This window comes from Streptomyces sp. NPDC032126 (genome assembly GCF_055580085.1).
Map to the genome: position 1 here is coordinate 550,198 of NZ_JBVIMA010000002.1, position 17,384 is coordinate 567,581.

General features: G+C 71.8%; 14 protein-coding genes. 8 read left to right on the forward strand and 6 right to left on the reverse strand.

Features of this window, described 5'->3' with window-relative positions:
- Positions 1-6: 6 nt before the first annotated feature.
- Positions 7-1,011, reverse strand: coding sequence for a carbohydrate ABC transporter permease (locus tag ACZ5NW_RS11005; protein WP_468743497.1), 1,005 nt, complete (start codon positions 1,009-1,011; stop codon positions 7-9).
- A 116-nt stretch (positions 1,012-1,127) separates the two neighbouring features.
- Complete coding sequence (locus tag ACZ5NW_RS11010; RefSeq protein ID WP_468743498.1) at positions 1,128-2,396, reverse strand: extracellular solute-binding protein; 1,269 nt, start codon at positions 2,394-2,396, stop codon at positions 1,128-1,130.
- 502 nt (positions 2,397-2,898) lie between these two features.
- Here ACZ5NW_RS11010 and ACZ5NW_RS11015 point away from each other — a divergent pair.
- Both ACZ5NW_RS11015 and ACZ5NW_RS11020 read left to right on the forward strand, forming a co-directional pair.
- The gene (locus ACZ5NW_RS11015; RefSeq protein WP_468743499.1) at positions 2,899-3,933 is read left to right on the forward strand and encodes a LacI family DNA-binding transcriptional regulator; all 1,035 of its coding nucleotides are present in this window, start codon (positions 2,899-2,901) and stop codon (positions 3,931-3,933) included.
- A gap of 132 nt (positions 3,934-4,065) precedes the next feature.
- Positions 4,066-4,950: a phosphatase PAP2 family protein gene (locus ACZ5NW_RS11020; RefSeq protein ID WP_468743500.1), complete on the forward strand. Its 885-nt coding sequence runs from the start codon at positions 4,066-4,068 to the stop codon at positions 4,948-4,950.
- On the opposite strand, the gene ACZ5NW_RS11025 is transcribed toward ACZ5NW_RS11020, so the two are convergent.
- Positions 4,937-5,821, reverse strand: a complete 885-nt coding sequence (locus ACZ5NW_RS11025; RefSeq protein ID WP_468743501.1) for a LysR family transcriptional regulator — start codon at positions 5,819-5,821, stop codon at positions 4,937-4,939. The genes ACZ5NW_RS11020 and ACZ5NW_RS11025 overlap by 14 nt on opposite strands.
- 73 nt (positions 5,822-5,894) lie before the next feature.
- On the opposite strand from ACZ5NW_RS11025, the gene ACZ5NW_RS11030 reads away from it, so the two are divergent.
- A complete protein-coding gene (locus ACZ5NW_RS11030) occupies positions 5,895-6,848 on the forward strand; it encodes a DMT family transporter (protein ID WP_468743502.1) in 954 nt (317 codons plus the stop codon).
- On the opposite strand, the gene ACZ5NW_RS11035 is transcribed toward ACZ5NW_RS11030, so the two are convergent.
- The gene (locus tag ACZ5NW_RS11035; RefSeq protein ID WP_468743503.1) at positions 6,799-9,804 is read right to left on the reverse strand and encodes a bifunctional [glutamine synthetase] adenylyltransferase/[glutamine synthetase]-adenylyl-L-tyrosine phosphorylase; all 3,006 of its coding nucleotides are present in this window, start codon (positions 9,802-9,804) and stop codon (positions 6,799-6,801) included. The two genes, ACZ5NW_RS11030 and ACZ5NW_RS11035, sit on opposite strands and share 50 nt — an antisense overlap.
- 121 nt (positions 9,805-9,925) lie before the next feature.
- Between ACZ5NW_RS11035 and ACZ5NW_RS11040 the strand changes: the two genes are divergently transcribed.
- The 4 genes from ACZ5NW_RS11040 (at position 9,926) to ACZ5NW_RS11055 (ending at position 13,715) form a co-directional block, all read left to right on the forward strand.
- Entirely contained in the window at positions 9,926-10,366 is a 441-nt protein-coding gene (locus ACZ5NW_RS11040) for a VOC family protein (protein WP_468743504.1), read from the forward strand.
- A gap of 130 nt (positions 10,367-10,496) precedes the next feature.
- Positions 10,497-11,369 carry an alkaline phosphatase family protein gene (locus ACZ5NW_RS11045; RefSeq protein ID WP_468743868.1) on the forward strand — a complete coding sequence of 291 codons (873 nt, stop codon included), beginning with the start codon at positions 10,497-10,499 and terminating at the stop codon, positions 11,367-11,369.
- Position 11,370: 1 nt separating this feature from the next.
- On the forward strand, positions 11,371-12,699 hold the full coding sequence (locus ACZ5NW_RS11050) for an MFS transporter (protein ID WP_468743505.1): 1,329 nt from the start codon (positions 11,371-11,373) through the stop codon (positions 12,697-12,699).
- Complete coding sequence (locus tag ACZ5NW_RS11055; protein WP_468743506.1) at positions 12,696-13,715, forward strand: TolB family protein; 1,020 nt, start codon at positions 12,696-12,698, stop codon at positions 13,713-13,715. Before ACZ5NW_RS11050 ends, ACZ5NW_RS11055 begins: the two co-directional genes overlap by 4 nt.
- 143 nt (positions 13,716-13,858) lie before the next feature.
- Here the strand turns inward: ACZ5NW_RS11055 and glnA are convergent, their stop codons facing one another.
- Positions 13,859-15,220: a type I glutamate--ammonia ligase gene (gene glnA / locus ACZ5NW_RS11060; RefSeq protein WP_468743507.1), complete on the reverse strand. Its 1,362-nt coding sequence runs from the start codon at positions 15,218-15,220 to the stop codon at positions 13,859-13,861.
- A 322-nt stretch (positions 15,221-15,542) separates the two neighbouring features.
- On the opposite strand from glnA, the gene ACZ5NW_RS11065 reads away from it, so the two are divergent.
- Positions 15,543-16,730: a globin domain-containing protein gene (locus ACZ5NW_RS11065; protein WP_468743508.1), complete on the forward strand. Its 1,188-nt coding sequence runs from the start codon at positions 15,543-15,545 to the stop codon at positions 16,728-16,730.
- Positions 16,731-16,796: 66 nt separating this feature from the next.
- Here ACZ5NW_RS11065 and ACZ5NW_RS11070 read toward each other — a convergent pair whose 3' ends face one another.
- Complete coding sequence (locus ACZ5NW_RS11070; RefSeq protein ID WP_468743509.1) at positions 16,797-17,234, reverse strand: RrF2 family transcriptional regulator; 438 nt, start codon at positions 17,232-17,234, stop codon at positions 16,797-16,799.
- Positions 17,235-17,384: the final 150 nt, after the last annotated feature.

Genomic DNA, 17,384 nt, shown 5'->3' on the forward strand with positions numbered 1-17,384 from the left:
CCTGCCTCAGATCGCGAGCTGCTGGTCGTTGCGGTTCAGCCAGCGGCGGTAGAAGGAGGTGAAGACGATCAGGATGGCCAGCAGCAGAATGCCGTACGCGGCCGACTGGGCGAAGTCACGCGGCTGCTGTCCGAAGCCGAGGTAGTACGCCCATGTGACGAGGATCTGCGCGTCGGGGGCGGTGTCGCCGAACAGCAGGAAGATGATGGCGAACTGGTTGAACGTCCAGATGACGCCGAGCAGGATCACGGTCGAGCTGACCGACCGCAGGCCCGGCAGGGTGACGTAGCGGAAGCGCTGCCAGGCGCTCGCGCCGTCCATCTCCGCGGCCTCGTACAGGGAGGAGTCGATGGCCTGGAGGCCGCCGAGCAGGGAGAGCATCATGAACGGCACACCGCACCAGGTGTTGACCATGATGGCGGCGAACCGCTGCCAGAAGGTGTCCTCCAGCCACGCCGGTGACGGCAGATGGAGCGCGTCGAGTGCGGTGTTGATGATGCCGCCGTCGGCGAGCATGAAGCGCCAGCCGAAGACGGTGACGAAGGTGGGCACGGCCCAGGGCAGCACCAGCATCATCCGGTAGAAGGTGCGGCCGCGCAGCTTCTGGTTGAGCAGCAGGGCGAGGCCGAGGCCGATGGTGTAGTGCAGGGTGACGCAGGCCGCGGTCCACACGACGGTCCAGATGAAGTGGGACCAGAAGCGGTCGTACGAGGTGGGGCCCCACAGGATGTCGGCGTAGTTGTCGAAGCCGATGAACTTGTAGGTGGCGTCGATGTGGTTGACGCCGATGGTGCGCGCGGTGTTGAGGCTGTTGGCGTCGGTGAGGGTGAGGTAGACGCCGTAGATCAGCGGGTAGATCACGAGGACGCCGAGCACGATCGCCACGGGGGCGATCATGGCGTACGCGTACCAGTGCTTCTGGTATCCGCGCTTCAGGCGCTGACCCAGCCCGGGCCGCGGTTCTCGCTCACCGCGCCGCTTGCCGGTCGCTCGGTCGATGGCGACTGTCATGGTTCGACACCTTCTGGGACAGGGGGTGGGCTGGGCGGTCGGCCGTTTCGGCCACAGGCCGGTGGCCGCCGGATCCTTCCCCCCTGAGTCAGGAGGATCCGACGGCCACGCGGGGCTCACTTGCTGAAGTCGGGAACCAGCTTCTGGATCGCGAGCTCAGCGTTGCTCAGGCCCTTGTCGAGGGACTCCTTGCCGCCCGCGATCTTGGGCAGCTCGGCGCCCACCGGGCCCCACAGGGAGCTGTACTCGGGCAGCGCCGGACGCGGCTGGGCGGCGGCGAGGACCGTCTGGAAGCCGGCGATACCGGGGTCGGCCTTGACCTCGGCGGTGTAGGCGTCCTGGCGGGTCGGCAGGGTGGAGTTCTTCAGCGCGATCTCCGTCTGGGCCTTCGCGGAGGTCATGAAGTTGACGAACTTCAGGGCCGCCTTCTGGTGCGCGGCGTCGGAGCCGGCGTAGACGGAGAGGTTGTGGCCGCCGGTCGGGGCGCCCGCCTTGCCGGTGGAGCCGGCCGGGACGGTGGCGATGCCCAGGTTGGCCTTGTCCTTGAAGGCGCTGCCCTTGTAGAAGTTGGTGATCTCCCACGGGCCCTGGATGATCGCGGCGACCTTGCCGTTGACGAACGCGTCCTGGATGTGGGCGTAGGCGTCGGCGGTGGTGTCGGCCTTGTGCAGGCCCTTGCCGTCGAAGAGGCTCAGGAAGGTGTTGTAGCCCTTCTTCGCCGCGTCCGAGTTGACGGTGATCTTCTTGGCGGCGGCGTCGACGGTGTCGGTGCCCTCGCCGTAGAGGAACGGCTGGGCGAAGTAGGGGTCGACGTGACCCCAGTAGCCGTCCACACCGGTCTTCGCCTTGATCGTGGCGGCGGCCGTCTTCAGGTCGTCCCAGGTCTTGGGGGCCTCGACGCCGGCCTTGGTGAAGAGCGCCTTGTTGTAGACGAGAGCGAGGGTGTCGGTGACCAGCGGAACGCCGTAGGTCTTGCCCTCGTACTTGGCCTGCTCGATCAGGTTGGGCTGGAACTTGGCCTGGTCCGCGAGGGCCTCGGTGCCGTCCAGCGGAAGGAGGTAGCCCTTCTTGGCGAACGCCGGGGTCCAGCCGACCTCGGAGCGCAGCACGTCCGGGGCGCCCTTGGAGCCGGCGGCCGTGTCGAACTTGTTCTGGGCCTGGTCGAACTGGACGTTGACGTACTTGACCTTGACGTCCTTGTTGGCGGCCTCGAACTCCTTGATGAGGGCCTGGTACGTCGGCGCCTCGTTCGTGGCGTTGGAGGTGTCCCACCAGGTGATGGTCACCGGTCCGCTCGACTTGCTGTCGCTGTCGTCTCCGCCGCAGGCCGTCGCCGCGAGGGCGAGGGACGCCACCAGCGCGGTGGCCGCTATGCCACGCCGCATGAGTTCTCCTTGAGGGTGAAAGCCCGTCTAGCTACAGGGAGCGGTCCCGTCCGCCGTCCCTGCCCACTTGCCGACTGCGCCGTTGCGGCCGCCGGGCGAGTGGGAACGTAACAGCCGTGTAAGCGCCGCGAAAGACCTTGCAGAAAAAAAGTGCAAGAGATCTCGGAAGTTATCCGGGTGTGACCTCCCGTAGACCGCCCGGAGACCAGTCGGCGACCGGTCCGCGACCACCTCCGGGCCCTATGGAGGGGCCGGTGAGCCCCCTGTTTCGCCTGGGCCGGCATATCGGGCCCCCAGTTGTGCAAGACTCTGCAAGCTCTTGCCATCGGCTTTCGGCGAGGGGACCATCACGGCAACGGCCCCTTGCAACAGCGGGAGCCCGACGCCGCCACACCTACGAGGGAGCGCGATGACGCAGCAGCCCGGACCGGGCCGCCCCACCACTCGCACCAGGCGTCCTGTCGGTGTGCAAGCAGAGGCCTGGCCGGTACAGTCCAGCCCTGTGACCACACGGCTTGCCGACATCGCTGCGCAGGCGGGGGTGAGCGAAGCGACCGTCAGCCGCGTCCTCAACGGCAAGCCTGGCGTCGCCGCCACCACCCGTCAGTCCGTGCTGGCCGCACTCGACGTCCTCGGGTACGAGCGTCCGGTGCGCCTCAGGCAGCGCAGCGCGGGACTGGTGGGCCTGATCACGCCCGAGCTGGAGAACCCCATATTCCCGGCCCTGGCCCAGGTCATCGGCCAGGCGCTGACCCGCCAGGGCTACACCCCGGTGCTCGCCACCCAGACCCCGGGCGGCTCCACCGAGGACGAGCTGACCGAGATGCTGGTCGACCGCGGGGTCGCCGGCATCATCTACGTCTCCGGGCTGCACGCGGACACCACCGCCGACACCCAGCGCTACGAGCAGCTGCGCGCCCAGGGCGTGCCGTTCGTCCTCGTCGACGGCTTCTCGCCCAAGGTGCAGGCGCCCTTCATCTCCCCCGACGACCGCGCGGCGATGCAGCTGGCGGTCACGCACCTGGCCTCCCTGGGGCACACCCGGATCGGCCTCGCGCTCGGCCCGAAGCGGTTCGTGCCGGTGCAGCGCAAGATCGAGGGCTTCGTGCGCAGCATGCAGGACCAGCTGGGCCTGCCGCCGGAGACCATCGAGGCGGAGCTGGTCCAGCACTCCCTGTACACCCTGGAGGGCGGTCAGGCGGCCGCGAACGCGCTCATCGACCGCTCCTGCACGGCCGTGGTGTGCGCCAGCGACATGATGGCGCTGGGCGCGATAAGGGCGGCCCGGCAGCGCGGGCTCGCGGTGCCGCGGGACATCTCGGTGGTCGGCTTCGACGACTCCCCGCTGATCGCGTTCACCGACCCGCCGCTGACGACCATCCGCAAGCCGGTGCCGGCGATGGGCCAGGCCGCGGTGCGCACGCTGCTGGAGGAGATCGGCGGGACGCCCGCGCCCCACAGTGAATTCGTGTTCATGCCGGAGCTGGTGGTGCGCGGTTCGACCGCTTCGGCCCCTGGGGACCGAAATCGTCCGTAGGACGGAGAGACAGCGGGCCCGGGGCACTGCGCCGGGAGGACGCGGTGCCGTACGGCCGCGGTAGAACGTGCGATCGGAACCCGACCAGGGGATGATCGGAGGGACAAGGCTTTTCTGGCAGACTCTGTGTCCATGGGTGAATCGACCGTGACGTCACTGGAAGGCCGTGATGAGGCCCTTCGTGACCCCGTCACGGCCGGAACCGGACAGCAGCGGGAGCCCGAGAAGCGACCGGGTCCGCTGACCCGGCTGCGCACCCCCCGGCGGCCCCGGCTGTGGTTCGAAGTCCTGTTGATCGCGGTGAGTTACTGGACGTACTCACTGATCCGCAACGCCGTCCCGGAGCAGCGCGGCAAGGCGCTGAGCAACGCGGACTGGCTGTGGAGCGTCGAGCAGCATCTCGGCCTCGCCTACGAGCGGTCGGTCAACCACGCCGTGAACTCGGTGTCCTGGCTGATCGTGGGGATGAACTACTACTACGCGACCCTGCACTTCGTGGTGACGCTGGGTGTGCTGGTGTGGCTGTACCGCAGTCACCCGGGCCGCTACGCCGCGACCCGGCTCGTCCTCTTCGCCACGACCGCGATCGCGCTGCTCGGTTACTACCTGTATCCGCTCGCCCCGCCCCGGCTGATGCCCGGCGGTCACTTCGTCGACACGGTGCTGGTCCATCAGACCTGGGGCTCGATGGCCTCCGGCGACCTGAAGAACGTGTCGAACCAGTACGCGGCGATGCCGTCGATGCACATCGGCTGGTCGCTGTGGTGCGGGCTGACGATCTTCGCGCTGGCCCGGGTTCCGTGGGTGCGGGTCCTGGGTCTGCTGTACCCGGCGCTCACGCTGGTGGTCATCGTCGCCACCGCCAACCACTTCTGGCTCGACGCGGTCGGCGGCACCGTGTGCCTGGCCTTCGGCTTCATGGTGGCGAGGCTCTGGTACGGCGCCCTGCCGTACGCCCTGCCACGGCTGGTCCCGCCCCGGGGCACGGGCCGGCCGCTGCTGCCTACCAAGGCGTAGCCTGCCGCAGCGCCTCGACGAAAGTCTCGAGGGCGGGCTGAGGGGGCGCCGTCTCCCGTACGGCCGCGTGGATCGCGCGGACCGGCTCCGGGCCGGTCACCTCCCGCACGACCACGCCGGGGTGCCGTCCCCCGAGGCCCAGCCGGGGGATCAGGGCCACTCCGAGACCGGCCGCGACGAAGCCCTGGGCCGTGCCGTGGTCCTCGCTGTCGACCACGAACTCCGGGCGGAAGCCGGCCGCCTCGCACGCCGACAGCTGGGCGTCCAGGCAGGGGCCGGGCCACTCGCTGCCCACCCAGGCCTCCCCCGCCAGCTCGGCGAGGCGCAGCCGCGTGCGCGCGGCCAGCGGATGACCGGCGGGCAGCACCGCCAGATAGGGATCGTCCAGCAGGTGCAGCAGCCGCACTCCGTCCGGCGGGTCGCCGGCGCCGACCACCAGGGCGAGATCGGCGCGGCCCTCACGGACGTCCGGCAGCGGATCCGGGCCGGCCAGCCGCAGATCGATCCGCACCCCCGGGTGCGCCGCCCGCAGCCGCGCCACCGCCGGTGCCACCAGCCCCGCGCCCGCCGTCGCGAAGTACCGCACCGACAGCCGCCCCGTCCGCCCCGCCAGCAGATCGGCGAGGGCCGTCTCCGCCTCGGCGACCTGGCGGGCGATGGCGTCCGCGTACTCGGTGAGCAGCAACCCCGCCGCTGTGGGCCGCACCCCGCGCCCCACCCGCTCCAGCAGCTCGGCGCCGGCCTCCTTCTCCAGCGCGGCGATCTGCTGGCTCACCGCCGAGGGCGTGTATCCGAGGCGGGCCGCCGCCGCGGTCACCGACCCGCTGCCGACCACCGCGCGCAGGACCTGCATGCGCCGCACATCAATCATGCAGCCGAGCTTAATGGTGAGTGCAGGACTTTTCACTTGTCCTCACAACACGCTAGGCCCCACCGTAGGGCCCATGCCCCTCTCCTCGTCCCTGCGCATGACCCTGCTCGCCCTCCTGTGGGGCTCCGGCTTCCTCTGGATCAAACTCGCCCTCGACCATGGACTGACCCCGGCGCAGCTCACCGTCGCGCGGTGCGCCCTGGGCACGGCGGTCCTGTTCCTGCTCGCCCGCCGGGCCGGCCAGCGCATGCCCCGCTCCCGCGTGGTCCGGCGGCACCTGGTGGTCGCCGCCCTGTTCTGCAACGCCCTGCCCTTCGCCCTGTTCGGACTGGGCGAACAGCACGTCGACTCGGGCATCGCGGGCGTCCTCAACGCCACGACACCCCTGTGGTCCCTGCTCATCGGCATCGCCCTCGGCACGGACCGGCCCCTGGGCCGCCCGCGCCTGGCCGGCCTGCTGCTCGGCTTCACGGGCACGGTCCTGATCTTCGCCCCCTGGCAGCGCGGGGGTCTGATCGGCTGGGCGCCCCTGGCACTCCTCGCGGCGGCGGCCAGTTACGCGATCGCCTTCGCGTACATGTCCCGCACGCTGACGTCACGGGAGGCCCCGCTGGCGATGTCGGCCGCCCAGCTGCTGACGGCGACGGCCTGGAGCACCCTGTCCCTGCCGTTCGCGGGCCCACTGGACGTGGACCTCACCGGAATCGCCGCCGTCGTCGCCCTGGGCGTCCTGGGTACCGGCGTGACCTTCTACCTCAACTACCGCCTGATAGCGGACGAGGGCCCGACGACCGCGGCGACGGTGGGATACCTGCTCCCGGTGGTGTCGGTGGGGCTGGGCGCGCTGATCCTGGACGAGAGGGTGGGCCTACGGGTGCTGACGGGGATGGCGATCGTTCTGACGGGGGTGGCCTTGATGAGCGCCTCGCGCCGCCTCGAACCCCCACGCCCCGTGGAACAACTCCTCCACCCCACCCCTACGCCCCGTAGAACAGCTCCTCCACCACGGCCCGAGCCCTCCGCGTGATACGGCGGTACGCGTCGAGCATGTCCCCCGCATGCCCCGGTCCGTACCCCAGGTACCGCCCCACCGCGGCGAGCTCCCGCGCCTCCGAGGGAAACGTGTCGCCCGCCCGCCCCCGCACCAGCATCACCGCGTTGCGCACCCGCGTGGCCAGCACCCACGCCTCGTCGAGTATCTCCGCGTGCTCGGCGTCGATGAGACCGGCGGCCCGCGCCGCGGCCAGGGCCTCCCGCGTGCGCGTGATCCGCAGCCCGGGCTCCGTCCACCCGTGCCGCAGCTGAAGCAGCTGCACCGTCCACTCCACGTCGGACAGTCCCCCGGGCCCGAGCTTGGTGTGCAGTTTGGGGTCGGCGCCGCGAGGCAACCGCTCGGACTCCATACGGGCCTTCAGCCGCCGGATCTCGCGCACCGCGTCCTCACCGAGTCCTTCGGCCGGATAGCGCAGGGGGTCGACGAGGTCGATGAAGCGGCGGCCCAGTTCCTCGTCGCCGGCGACGGGTTCGGCCCGCAGCAGGGCCTGCGACTCCCAGACCAGGGACCAGCGGCGGTAGTACGCCTCGTAGGACTTCAGGGTCCGTACGAGCGGCCCGGACTTGCCCTCGGGGCGCAGGTCGGCGTCGATGAGCAGGGGCGGGTCGGCGCTGGGGATCTGGAGCAGGCGGCGCATCTCGGAGACGACCCGGTTGGCCGCCTCGGACGCCTCCCGTTCGTCGACGCCGTCGCGCGGCTCGTGGACGAACAGGACGTCCGCGTCGGAGCCGTAGCCGAGTTCGTGGCCGCCGAAGCGGCCCATGCCGATGATGGCGAAGCGGGTGGGCAGGGTGTCACCCCAGCCCTCCCGCACGACGGCCCGCAGCGTGCCCGCCAGGGTGGCCGCGGTGAGGTCGGAGACGGCCGCGCCGACCCGGTCGACGAGGGCGCCCTGGTCGGGTTCGGCGGGGCGGGTCTCGGTGCCGTAGGAGCTGACGATGTCCCCGGCGGCCGTACGGAAGAGTTCGCGGCGGCGGACGCCGCGGGCCGCGGTGACGGCCTGTTCGGCGTTGTCGGCGCGGCCGACGGTGGCCAGTATCTCCTGCTCCAGCGGGGCGCGCCCGCGCGGCTGGAGGCCGCTGCCCGCGCGGCCGTCGCCGTCACCGAGCAGGGCCACCGCCTCCGGGGCGCGCATCAGCAGATCGGGGGCGAGGCGGCCGGCGGACAGGACACGGGCGAGGTTCTCGGCGGCCGCGCCCTCGTCGCGCAGCAGCCGCAGGTACCAGGGCGTCTTGCCCAACGCGTCCGACACCTTGCGGAAGTTGAGCAGTCCCGCGTCGGGGTCGGCGGAGTCGGCGAACCAGCCCAGCAGGACGGGCAGGAGGGTGCGCTGGATGGCGGCCTTGCGGGTGACGCCGGACGCCAGGGCCTCCAGGTGCCGCAGGGCGGCGGCGGGGTCGGCGTAGCCGAGGGCGACGAGGCGTTCGCGGGCCGCCTCCAGGCTCAACCGGGCCTCGCCGGGGGCGAGTTGGGCGACGGCGTCGAGCAGCGGGCGGTAGAAGAGCTTCTCGTGGAGGCGGCGTACGACGGCGGCGTGCCGCTTCCACTCGCGGTTCAGCCCGGCGACCGGGTCGGTGCGCAGGCCGAGGGAGCGGCCGAGGCGGCGCTGGTCGGTCTCGGCCTCGGGGACGAGGTGGGTGCGGCGCAGCCGGTAGAGCTGGATGCGGTGTTCCATGGAGCGCAGGAAGCGGTAGGCCTCGTCGAGCCGGTGGGCGTCGTCGCGGCCGACGTAGCCGCCGGCGGCGAGGGCGCCCAGCGCGTCGAGGGTGGTGCCGCTGCGCAGGGAGGTGTCGGTGCGGCCGTGCACCAACTGAAGGAGCTGGACGGCGAATTCGACGTCCCTGAGGCCGCCGGGGCCGAGTTTCAGCTCGCGGTCGATCTCGGCGGCCGGGATGTTCTCGACCACGCGGCGGCGCATCTTCTGCACGTCGCCGACGAAGTTCTCGCGCTCGGCGGCCTGCCACACGAGCGGTTCGAGGGCGGCGATGTACTCCTCGCCGAGGCCGAGGTCGCCGGCCACCGGGCGGGCCTTGAGCAGGGCCTGGAACTCCCAGGTCTTGGCCCAGCGCTGGTAGTAGGCGAGGTGGCTGCTGAGCGTGCGCACCAGCGGGCCGTTGCGGCCCTCGGGGCGCAGGTTGGCGTCGACGGGCCAGATGGAGCCCTCGACCGTCGTCTCGGAGCAAATCCGCATCATGTGGGAGGCGAGCTTGGTGGCGGCGCGCAGGGCCTTGCCCTCGTCGGCGCCCTCGGCGGCCTCGCCGACGAAGATGACGTCGACGTCGGAGACGTAGTTCAGCTCGTGGCCGCCGCACTTGCCCATCGCGACGACCGCGAGCCGGCACAGGGCGGCGTCCTCGGGCGCGGCGGCCCGGGCGAGGGCGAGGGCGGCGCGCAGGGTGGCGGTGGCGAGGTCGGCGAGTTCGGCGGCGGTCTGGGCGACGTCGATGGTGCCGCACACGTCGCGGGCGGCGATGGACAGCAGGCAGCGCCGGTAGGCGACGCGCAGGGAGACCGGGTCGTCGGCCTCGGCGAGGCCGCGCTCGAACTCCTCGACGCCCGGATGGAGATCGCGCGGTTCGTACTGGACGAGGGCGTACCAGTCCCGCGGGTGCCGGGCGAGGTGGTCGGCGAGGGCGGCGGAGGCGCCCAGCACGCCGAGCAGCCGGTCGCGCAGTGGCTTGGCCGCGATCAGGGTGTCGAGCAGCTCGCGGCGGGCGGTGGGGCCGGGCTGGGCCTCCAGCAGCCGGACGAGGCCGTGCAGGGCGAGGTCCGGGTCGGCGGTGGCGCCCAGCGCGTCGAGCAGGACGGGGTCGGTGCGGACCGGGGCGAGCTCGGCGCTGTCCAGGAGCCGCTCGGCGGCGGAGGGGTCGGTGAAGCCGTGCCGCAGCAGCCGCGAGAAAGTACTGCTCCTGCGCCCGGGCGTCGCCATGCCCCGCCTCCCGTCCGATCAAGGTCGTCCCCGCCCTTGAGCCTAACCCGCGCCCTGCGCTGGCGCCCCGGGGCGGTTTCCGGTTCCGTGGGACGAGGGCCGTACGACGAAGGAGTCGCCCATGGACATGACCCTCGAAGTGATCCTGCTGCCGGTCTCCGACGTGGACCGGGCGAAGGAGTTCTACCGGGACAAGGTCGGCTTCCACGTGGACTTCGACGGGGAGGTGATGCCCGGCGTGCGGATCGCCCAGCTCACCCCGCCCGGGTCGGGGTGTTCCATCGCGCTCGTCGACGGGCTGGAGGTGCCGACCGGCACCCCGCGGCCGGGGACCTATCACGGGATGCAGCTGTGCGTCCCGGACGCCAAGGCGGCCTACGAGGAGCTGACGGCGCGCGGGCTCGACGTGAGCGAGCCGCGGCAGTTCTCCCCCCAGGACGGGGGTACGTTCCTGTACTTCAAGGACCCGGACGGCAACGGCTGGGCGATCCAGGAGTACCGGCGCCGGGCGACCGAGCCGCTCCACCGGGTGCTGGCCCAGCCGGCGGCGCGGCGACAGTAGTTCACCCGTTCTTCATCCATCGGGTTGGGCGGTGCCGGGCGCGGGAACGTTGGCGTGTGCATGCTCTGTCCGCACCGCCGCCCCCGTCCTCTCACCGGAGGTTGATGTGTCCGGCAGTACTGCCAGTTCGGTGTTCCGCCGCGCCCGGGCCGCCACCGCGGCCGCGACGGCCCTCGCCGCGGCCGCGGTCGGCCTGTGGACCGGCCTCGGCGGCGGTTCCGCGCACGCCGCGGGCGCCGTGCCCACCCCCGACCACGTGGTCGTCGTGGTCTTCGAGAACCACGCCTACAGCCAGGTGATCGGCTCCTCCAGCGCCCCGTACATCAACTCGCTCAAGTCCGGCGGCGCCAACCTCAGCCAGTCCTACGGCGAGACCCACCCGAGCCAGCCGAACTACTTCGCGCTGTTCTCCGGCTCCACCCAGGGCATCACCGACGACAGCTGCTACACGCCCGGCTTCTCCTCGGCGGCCAACCTGGGCTCCGAGCTGATCGCGGCCGGCAAGTCGTGGGCCAGCTACAACGAGACGCTGCCCAGCCAGGGCTCCACGACGTGCAGCAGCGGCAAGTACGCCCGCAAGCACAACCCGTGGTTCGGCTTCAGCAACGTGCCGACGTCGACGGCGAAGACCTTCGCGCAGTTCCCGACCGACTACACGACCCTGCCCGACGTCTCCTTCGTCGTCCCCAACCTGTGCAGCGACATGCACGACTGCTCGGTGTCGACCGGCGACACCTGGCTGAAGAACAACCTCGGCGCCTACGCGACCTGGGCCAAGACCCACAACAGCCTGCTCGTCGTCACCTTCGACGAGGACAACCGGCTCTCCGGCAACCGCATCCCGACCGTGTTCTACGGCCAGCCGGTCACCCCGGGCGCGTCCAGCGCGACGACGTACAACCACTACGACCTGCTGCGCACCCTGGAGGACCTGAAGGGCCTGCCGTCCCACGCGGGCAACGCGGCCTCCGCCCAGGACATCACCGGCATCTGGGCGTCCTGACGTGTACGTAGCGGACAGCCGCGCGAGTGCGCAGCCGTCCGCGGAGGGTGCCGTCCGGCCGATCCCGGCCGGGCGGCGCCGCACCGCGGTCGCGCCCACCGTGCTCGCCCTCGGCACGGTCAGTCTGATCACCGACGTCTCCTCCGAGATGGTCACGGCCGTCCTGCCGCTGTACCTGGTGGCGGGCCTCGGCCTGTCCCCGCTGGGCTTCGGGCTGCTCGACGGCGTGTACAACGGCTTCTCGGCGCTGGTGCGACTGGCCGGGGGCCATCTCGCCGACCGGGGCGGGGGCCGCCACAAGTGGGTCGCCGGGCTCGGCTACGGCATCTCGGCGCTGTGCAAGCCCCTGCTGCTCCTGGCGCACTCCCTGACCCCGATCGGCCTGGTCCTGGCCGCCGACCGCACCGGCAAGGGCCTGCGCACGGCCCCGCGCGACGCGCTGATCTCCCTGTCGGCCACCCCGGAGACCCGCGGACGGGCCTTCGGCGTGCACCGCGCGATGGACACGGCGGGCGCGCTGCTCGGCCCGCTGGTGGCGTTCTGGATCCTGCGCGCGACGGTCGACGGCTACGACGCGGTGTTCACGGTGAGTTTCTGCGTGGCCGCGGTCGGGGTGCTGGTCCTGGTGCTGTTCGTACCGGGCGGACGGGCGCGGGGACCGGCGGACGGAGGGGTGGCCGGACGGGCGGATGGCGAGGTGGGCGGACGGGGTCGGTCGGCGGTCGCGGCGGAGCGGCCCACCGTGCGCGCCGCCCTCGGCCTGCTGCGCCACCGCGACCTGCGCCGGATCACCGTCTGCGCCGTCATGCTGGGCCTGGCCACCGTCAGCGACTCCTTCGTCTATCTGCTGCTGCAACGGCGGCTCGGCGTCCCCGACCGCTGGTTCGCCCTGCTGCCGCTCGGTACGGCGGCCGCGTTCCTGCTGCTCGCGATGCCGCTCGGCCGGCTGGCCGACGCGGTGGGCCGCCGGCGGATGTTCCTCGCGGGCCACGCCGCGCTGCTGCTCGTGTACGGCCTGCTGCTGTCCTCCTGGCACGGCACCGCGCTGCCGTACGCCGTCCTCCTCCTGCACGGCGCCTTCTACGCGGCGACCGACGGCGTCCTGATGGCGGCGGCCTCGGACAGCGTGCCCGAGACGCTGCGCTCCTCGGGGCTGGCCCTCGTGCAGACGGGACAGGCGCTCGCCCGGTTCGTCTGCTCGCTGGGCTTCGGGGCGGCCTGGACGCTGTGGGGCGACCGTACGGCCCTGCTGGCGTCGACGGCGGCGCTGGCGGTGTGCGCGGCCGTGTCCCTGACCCTGCGTCCCGCCTCCCCGGAGACCGTCTCATGACCCTGCGCAACCGTCTGCTCGTCCTCGTCACCGCGGTCGCCGTCCTGGCCGCGGTGGCCGTCGCCTCGATCCTGCACGCGTCGGCGCGCGCGGAGCGCCGTGACCGGCCGCAGGCGGGCGGCCCCCGGGTCGGCGCGGGCCGGGTGTCGCTGGCCGACGGCGGCCAGGTGGTGTTCCGCAACATGGCATGGGGGCCGCACCGCGACGAGCTGACCAGCGCGCCGGCCTCCGACCCGGCCGGGCCGCGGACCGCCTCGGGCGTCAAGTGCCTGCGTTTCTACGCCGCTTCGGGCACCGGCGTCTGCCTCCAGGCGGTGCACGGGCCGGTGTCGGACACCTACCGCGCGCTGATCCTGGACGCCGGCCTGAAGGAGACGGCCCGCTACGACGTCCCGGGCATCCCGTCCCGCGCCCGGGTCTCCCCCAGCGGCCGGTACGCGGCCTGGACGGCGTTCGTGGGCGGCGACTCGTACGCGGGGACGAACTTCTCGACGCGCGCGGCGATCGTGGACACCCGCACGGGGAAGCTGACCCCGTCCCTGGAGGCGTACCGCGTCGTCAAGGACGGGCACGGCTACCGCGCGGCGGACGTGAACTTCTGGGGCGTGACGTTCGCGGCGGACGACCGCACGTTCTACGCGACGATGGCGACGAAGGGCCGAACGTATCTGGTGCGCGGCGATCTCACCGCCCGCACGGTCACCACCCTGCGCACGAACGTCGAGTGCCCGTCCCTGTCCCCCGACGGCACCCGGGTGGCCTTCAAGAAGCGGGTGCCGGGGCTGTCGAAGGACGCCCCGTGGCGGCTGTACGTCCTCGACCTGCGCACCCTGCGCGAAACACCGCTGGCGGAGACCCGCAGCGTCGACGACCAGGCGGTCTGGCGGGACGACCGCACGCTGGTCTACGCCCTCCCCGGCGACTACGGAGCGGACCTCTACCAGACCCCGGCCGACGGCACAGGAGAGCCGCGGCGCATCAGCACCGCGGCCGTATCACCTGCGTTTCTACGCTAGACGATGGAAACAGGCCCCCCGTTGGGTCTGGTCGTCATACGGTTGGGCCTCCCGTCTGTCGGCGTTGTTAGCACCCACGCTAACTCTCCCGGCCCCGAATGGCTCGGATCCGTCACCCGGGAGCCCATGACCGGCCACGGCGCCTACAGCACCGGCAGATTCTTCCGCAGCTCGAAGGCGGTCACCTCGGAGCGGTACTCCTCCCACTCCTGGCGCTTGTTGCGCAGGAAGAAATCGAAGACGTGTTCGCCCAGGGTCTCGGCGACCAGGTCGCTGCGCTCCATGAGGGTCAGGGCCTCGCCCAGGTTCTGCGGGAGCGGCTCGATGCCCATCGCGCGGCGTTCGGCGTCCGAGAGGGCCCACACGTCGTCCTCGGCGCCCGGCGGGAGTTCGTAGCCCTCCTCGATGCCCTTCAGGCCGGCGGCCAGGAGGACGGCGTAGGCCAGGTACGGGTTCGCGCCGGAGTCGAGCGAGCGGACCTCGACCCGGGCCGAGCCGGTCTTGCCCGGCTTGTACATCGGGACGCGGACCAGGGCGGAGCGGTTGTTGTGGCCCCAGCAGATGTACGAGGGGGCCTCGCCGCCGGCGCCGGCGGTGCGCTCGGTGCCGCCCCAGATGCGCTTGTAGGAGTTCACCCACTGGTTGGTGACCGCGGAGATCTCCGCCGCGTGCCGCAGCAGGCCCGCGATGAAGGAGCGGCCCACCTTGGAGAGCTGGTACTCCGAGCCCGACTCGTAGAAGGCGTTGCGGTCGCCCTCGAAGAGGGAGAGGTGGGTGTGCATGCCCGAGCCCGGGTGCTCGGAGAAGGGCTTCGGCATGAAGGTCGCCTGCACGCCCTGCTCCAGCGCCACCTGCTTCATGACCAGGCGGAACGTCATGATGTTGTCGGCCGTCGAGAGGGCGTCGGCGTAGCGCAGGTCGATCTCCTGCTGGCCCGGGGCGCCCTCGTGGTGGGAGAACTCGACCGAGATGCCCATGGACTCCAGCATGGTGATCGCCTGGCGGCGGAAGTCCATGCCGATGTTCTGCGGGGTGTGGTCGAAGTAGCCGGAGTTGTCGGCGGGCGTCGGGCGCGAGCCGTCCAGCGGGCGGTCCTTCAGCAGGAAGAACTCGATCTCCGGGTGGGTGTAGAAGGTGAAGCCCAGGTCGGAGGTGCGGGCCAGGGCGCGCTTGAGGACGTAGCGCGGGTCCGCGAAGGACGGGGAGCCGTCCGGCATGAGGATGTCGCAGAACATCCGGGCGGTGCCGGGGGCCTCGGCGCGCCAGGGCAGGATCTGGAAGGTGGACGGGTCCGGCTTGGCGATCATGTCGGACTCGTAGACCCGGGCGAAGCCCTCGATCGCCGAGCCGTCGAAGCCGATGCCCTCGTCGAAGGCCTGCTCCAGCTCGGCCGGGGCCACGGCGACGGACTTGAGGAAGCCCAGCACGTCCGTGAACCACAGGCGTACGAACCGGATGTCGCGCTCCTCCAAGGTCCGGAGCACGAACTCCTGCTGCTTGTCCATCTTCCGCTTCCCCATCCTTGCTGGTCAGGCCGCCTGCTTCCCGCACCGGAGAGGCGGTCGGGCACCTGAGCATCCCACCACAACACCATTTCGTGCGCGTTGCAGACCATGATCGGCCGACCGACCTCGGTGTGAACGCCCCGCGTCGGTGAGGTGTACCGCTCTGCCGCCCATCTTGCCTGCTCGGAGCGACATCCGTAATGCCCCACCGCTCCCCGGGACCCACCCCCCTTTAATTTGCATCTCAGATGCAAGTTTTAATGGGTGCAGGCACGGACCCACCCGAGGTCCCGCCCACACCGTCGTGCCCGAAGGAGCCCCGATGCTGTCCGACCAGTCCGCCGCCACCGTCCGAGCCACCCTTCCCGTCGTCGGCGGGGCGATCGGCGAGATCACCGAGCGTTTCTACGCCGGGATGTTCGCCGCCCGTCCCGAGCTGCTGCGGGACCTGTTCAACCGCGGCAACCAGGCCGCGGGCACCCAGCGGCAGGCGCTGGCCGGGTCGATCGCCGCCTTCGCCACCTACCTGGTGGACCACCCGGAGGACCGCCCCGACGTGATGCTGTCGCGCATCGCGCACAAGCACGCCTCACTCGGCGTGACCGCCGACCAGTACGGCATCGTCCACGAGCACCTGTTCGCCGCGATCGTCGAGGTGCTGGGCGAGGCCGTCACGCCCGAGGTCGCGGCCGCCTGGGACGAGGTCTACTGGCTGATGGCGAACGCGCTGATCGCGCTGGAGAAGCGGCTGTACGAGGAGAGCGGCGGTCCCGTGTGGCGGGACTGGGAGGTCGTCGAGCGCGTCCCCGAGACCGACGACGTGGTCACCCTCCGGCTGCGCCCGGTGGACGGCGGCCCGGTGCGCCCCTTCCGCGCGGGGCAGTACGTCTCGGTGGGCGTGCGCCTGCCCGACGGCGCCCGTCAGATACGGCAGTACAGCCTGACCGGCGCCCCCGACGCGTCGACGCGCCGGATCAGCGTGAAGCGGGTCGCCGGCGGCGCGACGCCACGGGGCGAGGTCTCCCACCATCTGCACGCGCGCGTACGGGAGGGCGCCGTGCTCCAGCTGTCGGAGGCGTACGGCGACCTCGTCCTCGACGACGTCGCGGACACCCCGCTGCTGCTGGCCTCGGCCGGCATCGGCGTGACCCCGATGGTGGCGATGCTGGCCCACCTCGCGGCCACCGGCCACCGGGCGCCCGTCACGGTCGTGCACGGCGACCGCTCCCCCGCCCACCACGCCCTGCGCGCCGACCAGGAGACGTACGCGGCCAAGCTCGCCGAGGCGGACGTCCGGTTCTGGTACGAGGAGGACGCGCCGCTCGGCGCCGGCAGCGGGCTGGTGGACCTGGCCGACGTCCCGGTCGCCCCGGGCACGCGCGCGTACCTGTGCGGGCCGCTGCCCTTCCTGCGCGCCATCCGCTCCCAGCTGATCGCCCGCGGCGTGGCCCCGGCCGACATCCACTACGAGGTCTTCGGCCCGGACCTGTGGCTGGCCCAGGAGGGCTGAGCCCCCGGACCGGGACGCCCGGCGTCAGCGGACGGGACGACGCCGGGCGTCAGCGGGGCGACCGGCTCAGCGGGGCGCCCGGCCGATCTGCAGCAGCAGCGGTCCCGTCGGGCCGGCCGTCACATCGGCGATGGTCAGCGGGTCCAGTGAGGCGTAGAACGCCTCCTGGGCCCGGCGCAGCGCCCCGCGCAGCCGGCACGCGGAGTGGAGCGGGCACGGGGTGTCGCCCTCGCACTCGACGACCTCCGTGTCGCCCTCGAAGTGGCGGGCCACGGCCCCGACGGACGCCGTGCGCCCCTTCGCGCTGAGCGCGAGTCCACCGCCCCGGCCGCGCTTGGCGTCGACCAGTCCCATGTGCTGGAGCTCCGCGACGACCTTCGCCGCGTGGGTGTAGGGCACGTCCATGTCGGCCGCGACCTCGCGCGTGGCAGGCGTGGCCGCGTCCTCGACGGCGAGCCGCATGAGGATGCGCAGGGCCAGATCGGTGGAGCGCAACAGCCGCATGCCAGGAAGCGTAATAAGTGGCATCCCGGCTTCAAAAAATCGTTCCGCCGAACCGTTTCCGCGGAGGCGCCCTACGGTGGGCCCCACCTCCACCATTACGATCGGCGGACGCGCACGTCCCTACTGTCCCGCCCCTTTCCCCAGAAGGAC

Bases quoted from the DNA above. Each gene is read 5' to 3' on its own strand.
- ACZ5NW_RS11005 (WP_468743497.1), bottom strand. From the start codon at position 1,011: ATGACAGTCGCCATCGACCGAGCGACCGGCAAGCGGCGCGGTGAGCGA.
- ACZ5NW_RS11010 (WP_468743498.1), bottom strand. From the start codon at position 2,396: ATGCGGCGTGGCATAGCGGCCACCGCGCTGGTGGCGTCCCTCGCCCTC.
- ACZ5NW_RS11020 (WP_468743500.1), top strand. From the start codon at position 4,066: ATGGGTGAATCGACCGTGACGTCACTGGAAGGCCGTGATGAGGCCCTT.
- ACZ5NW_RS11025 (WP_468743501.1), bottom strand. From the start codon at position 5,821: ATGATTGATGTGCGGCGCATGCAGGTCCTGCGCGCGGTGGTCGGCAGC.
- ACZ5NW_RS11030 (WP_468743502.1), top strand. From the start codon at position 5,895: ATGCCCCTCTCCTCGTCCCTGCGCATGACCCTGCTCGCCCTCCTGTGG.
- ACZ5NW_RS11035 (WP_468743503.1), bottom strand. From the start codon at position 9,804: ATGGCGACGCCCGGGCGCAGGAGCAGTACTTTCTCGCGGCTGCTGCGG.
- ACZ5NW_RS11040 (WP_468743504.1), top strand. From the start codon at position 9,926: ATGGACATGACCCTCGAAGTGATCCTGCTGCCGGTCTCCGACGTGGAC.
- ACZ5NW_RS11055 (WP_468743506.1), top strand. From the start codon at position 12,696: ATGACCCTGCGCAACCGTCTGCTCGTCCTCGTCACCGCGGTCGCCGTC.
- glnA (WP_468743507.1), bottom strand. From the start codon at position 15,220: ATGGACAAGCAGCAGGAGTTCGTGCTCCGGACCTTGGAGGAGCGCGAC.
- ACZ5NW_RS11065 (WP_468743508.1), top strand. From the start codon at position 15,543: ATGCTGTCCGACCAGTCCGCCGCCACCGTCCGAGCCACCCTTCCCGTC.
- ACZ5NW_RS11070 (WP_468743509.1), bottom strand. From the start codon at position 17,234: ATGCGGCTGTTGCGCTCCACCGATCTGGCCCTGCGCATCCTCATGCGG.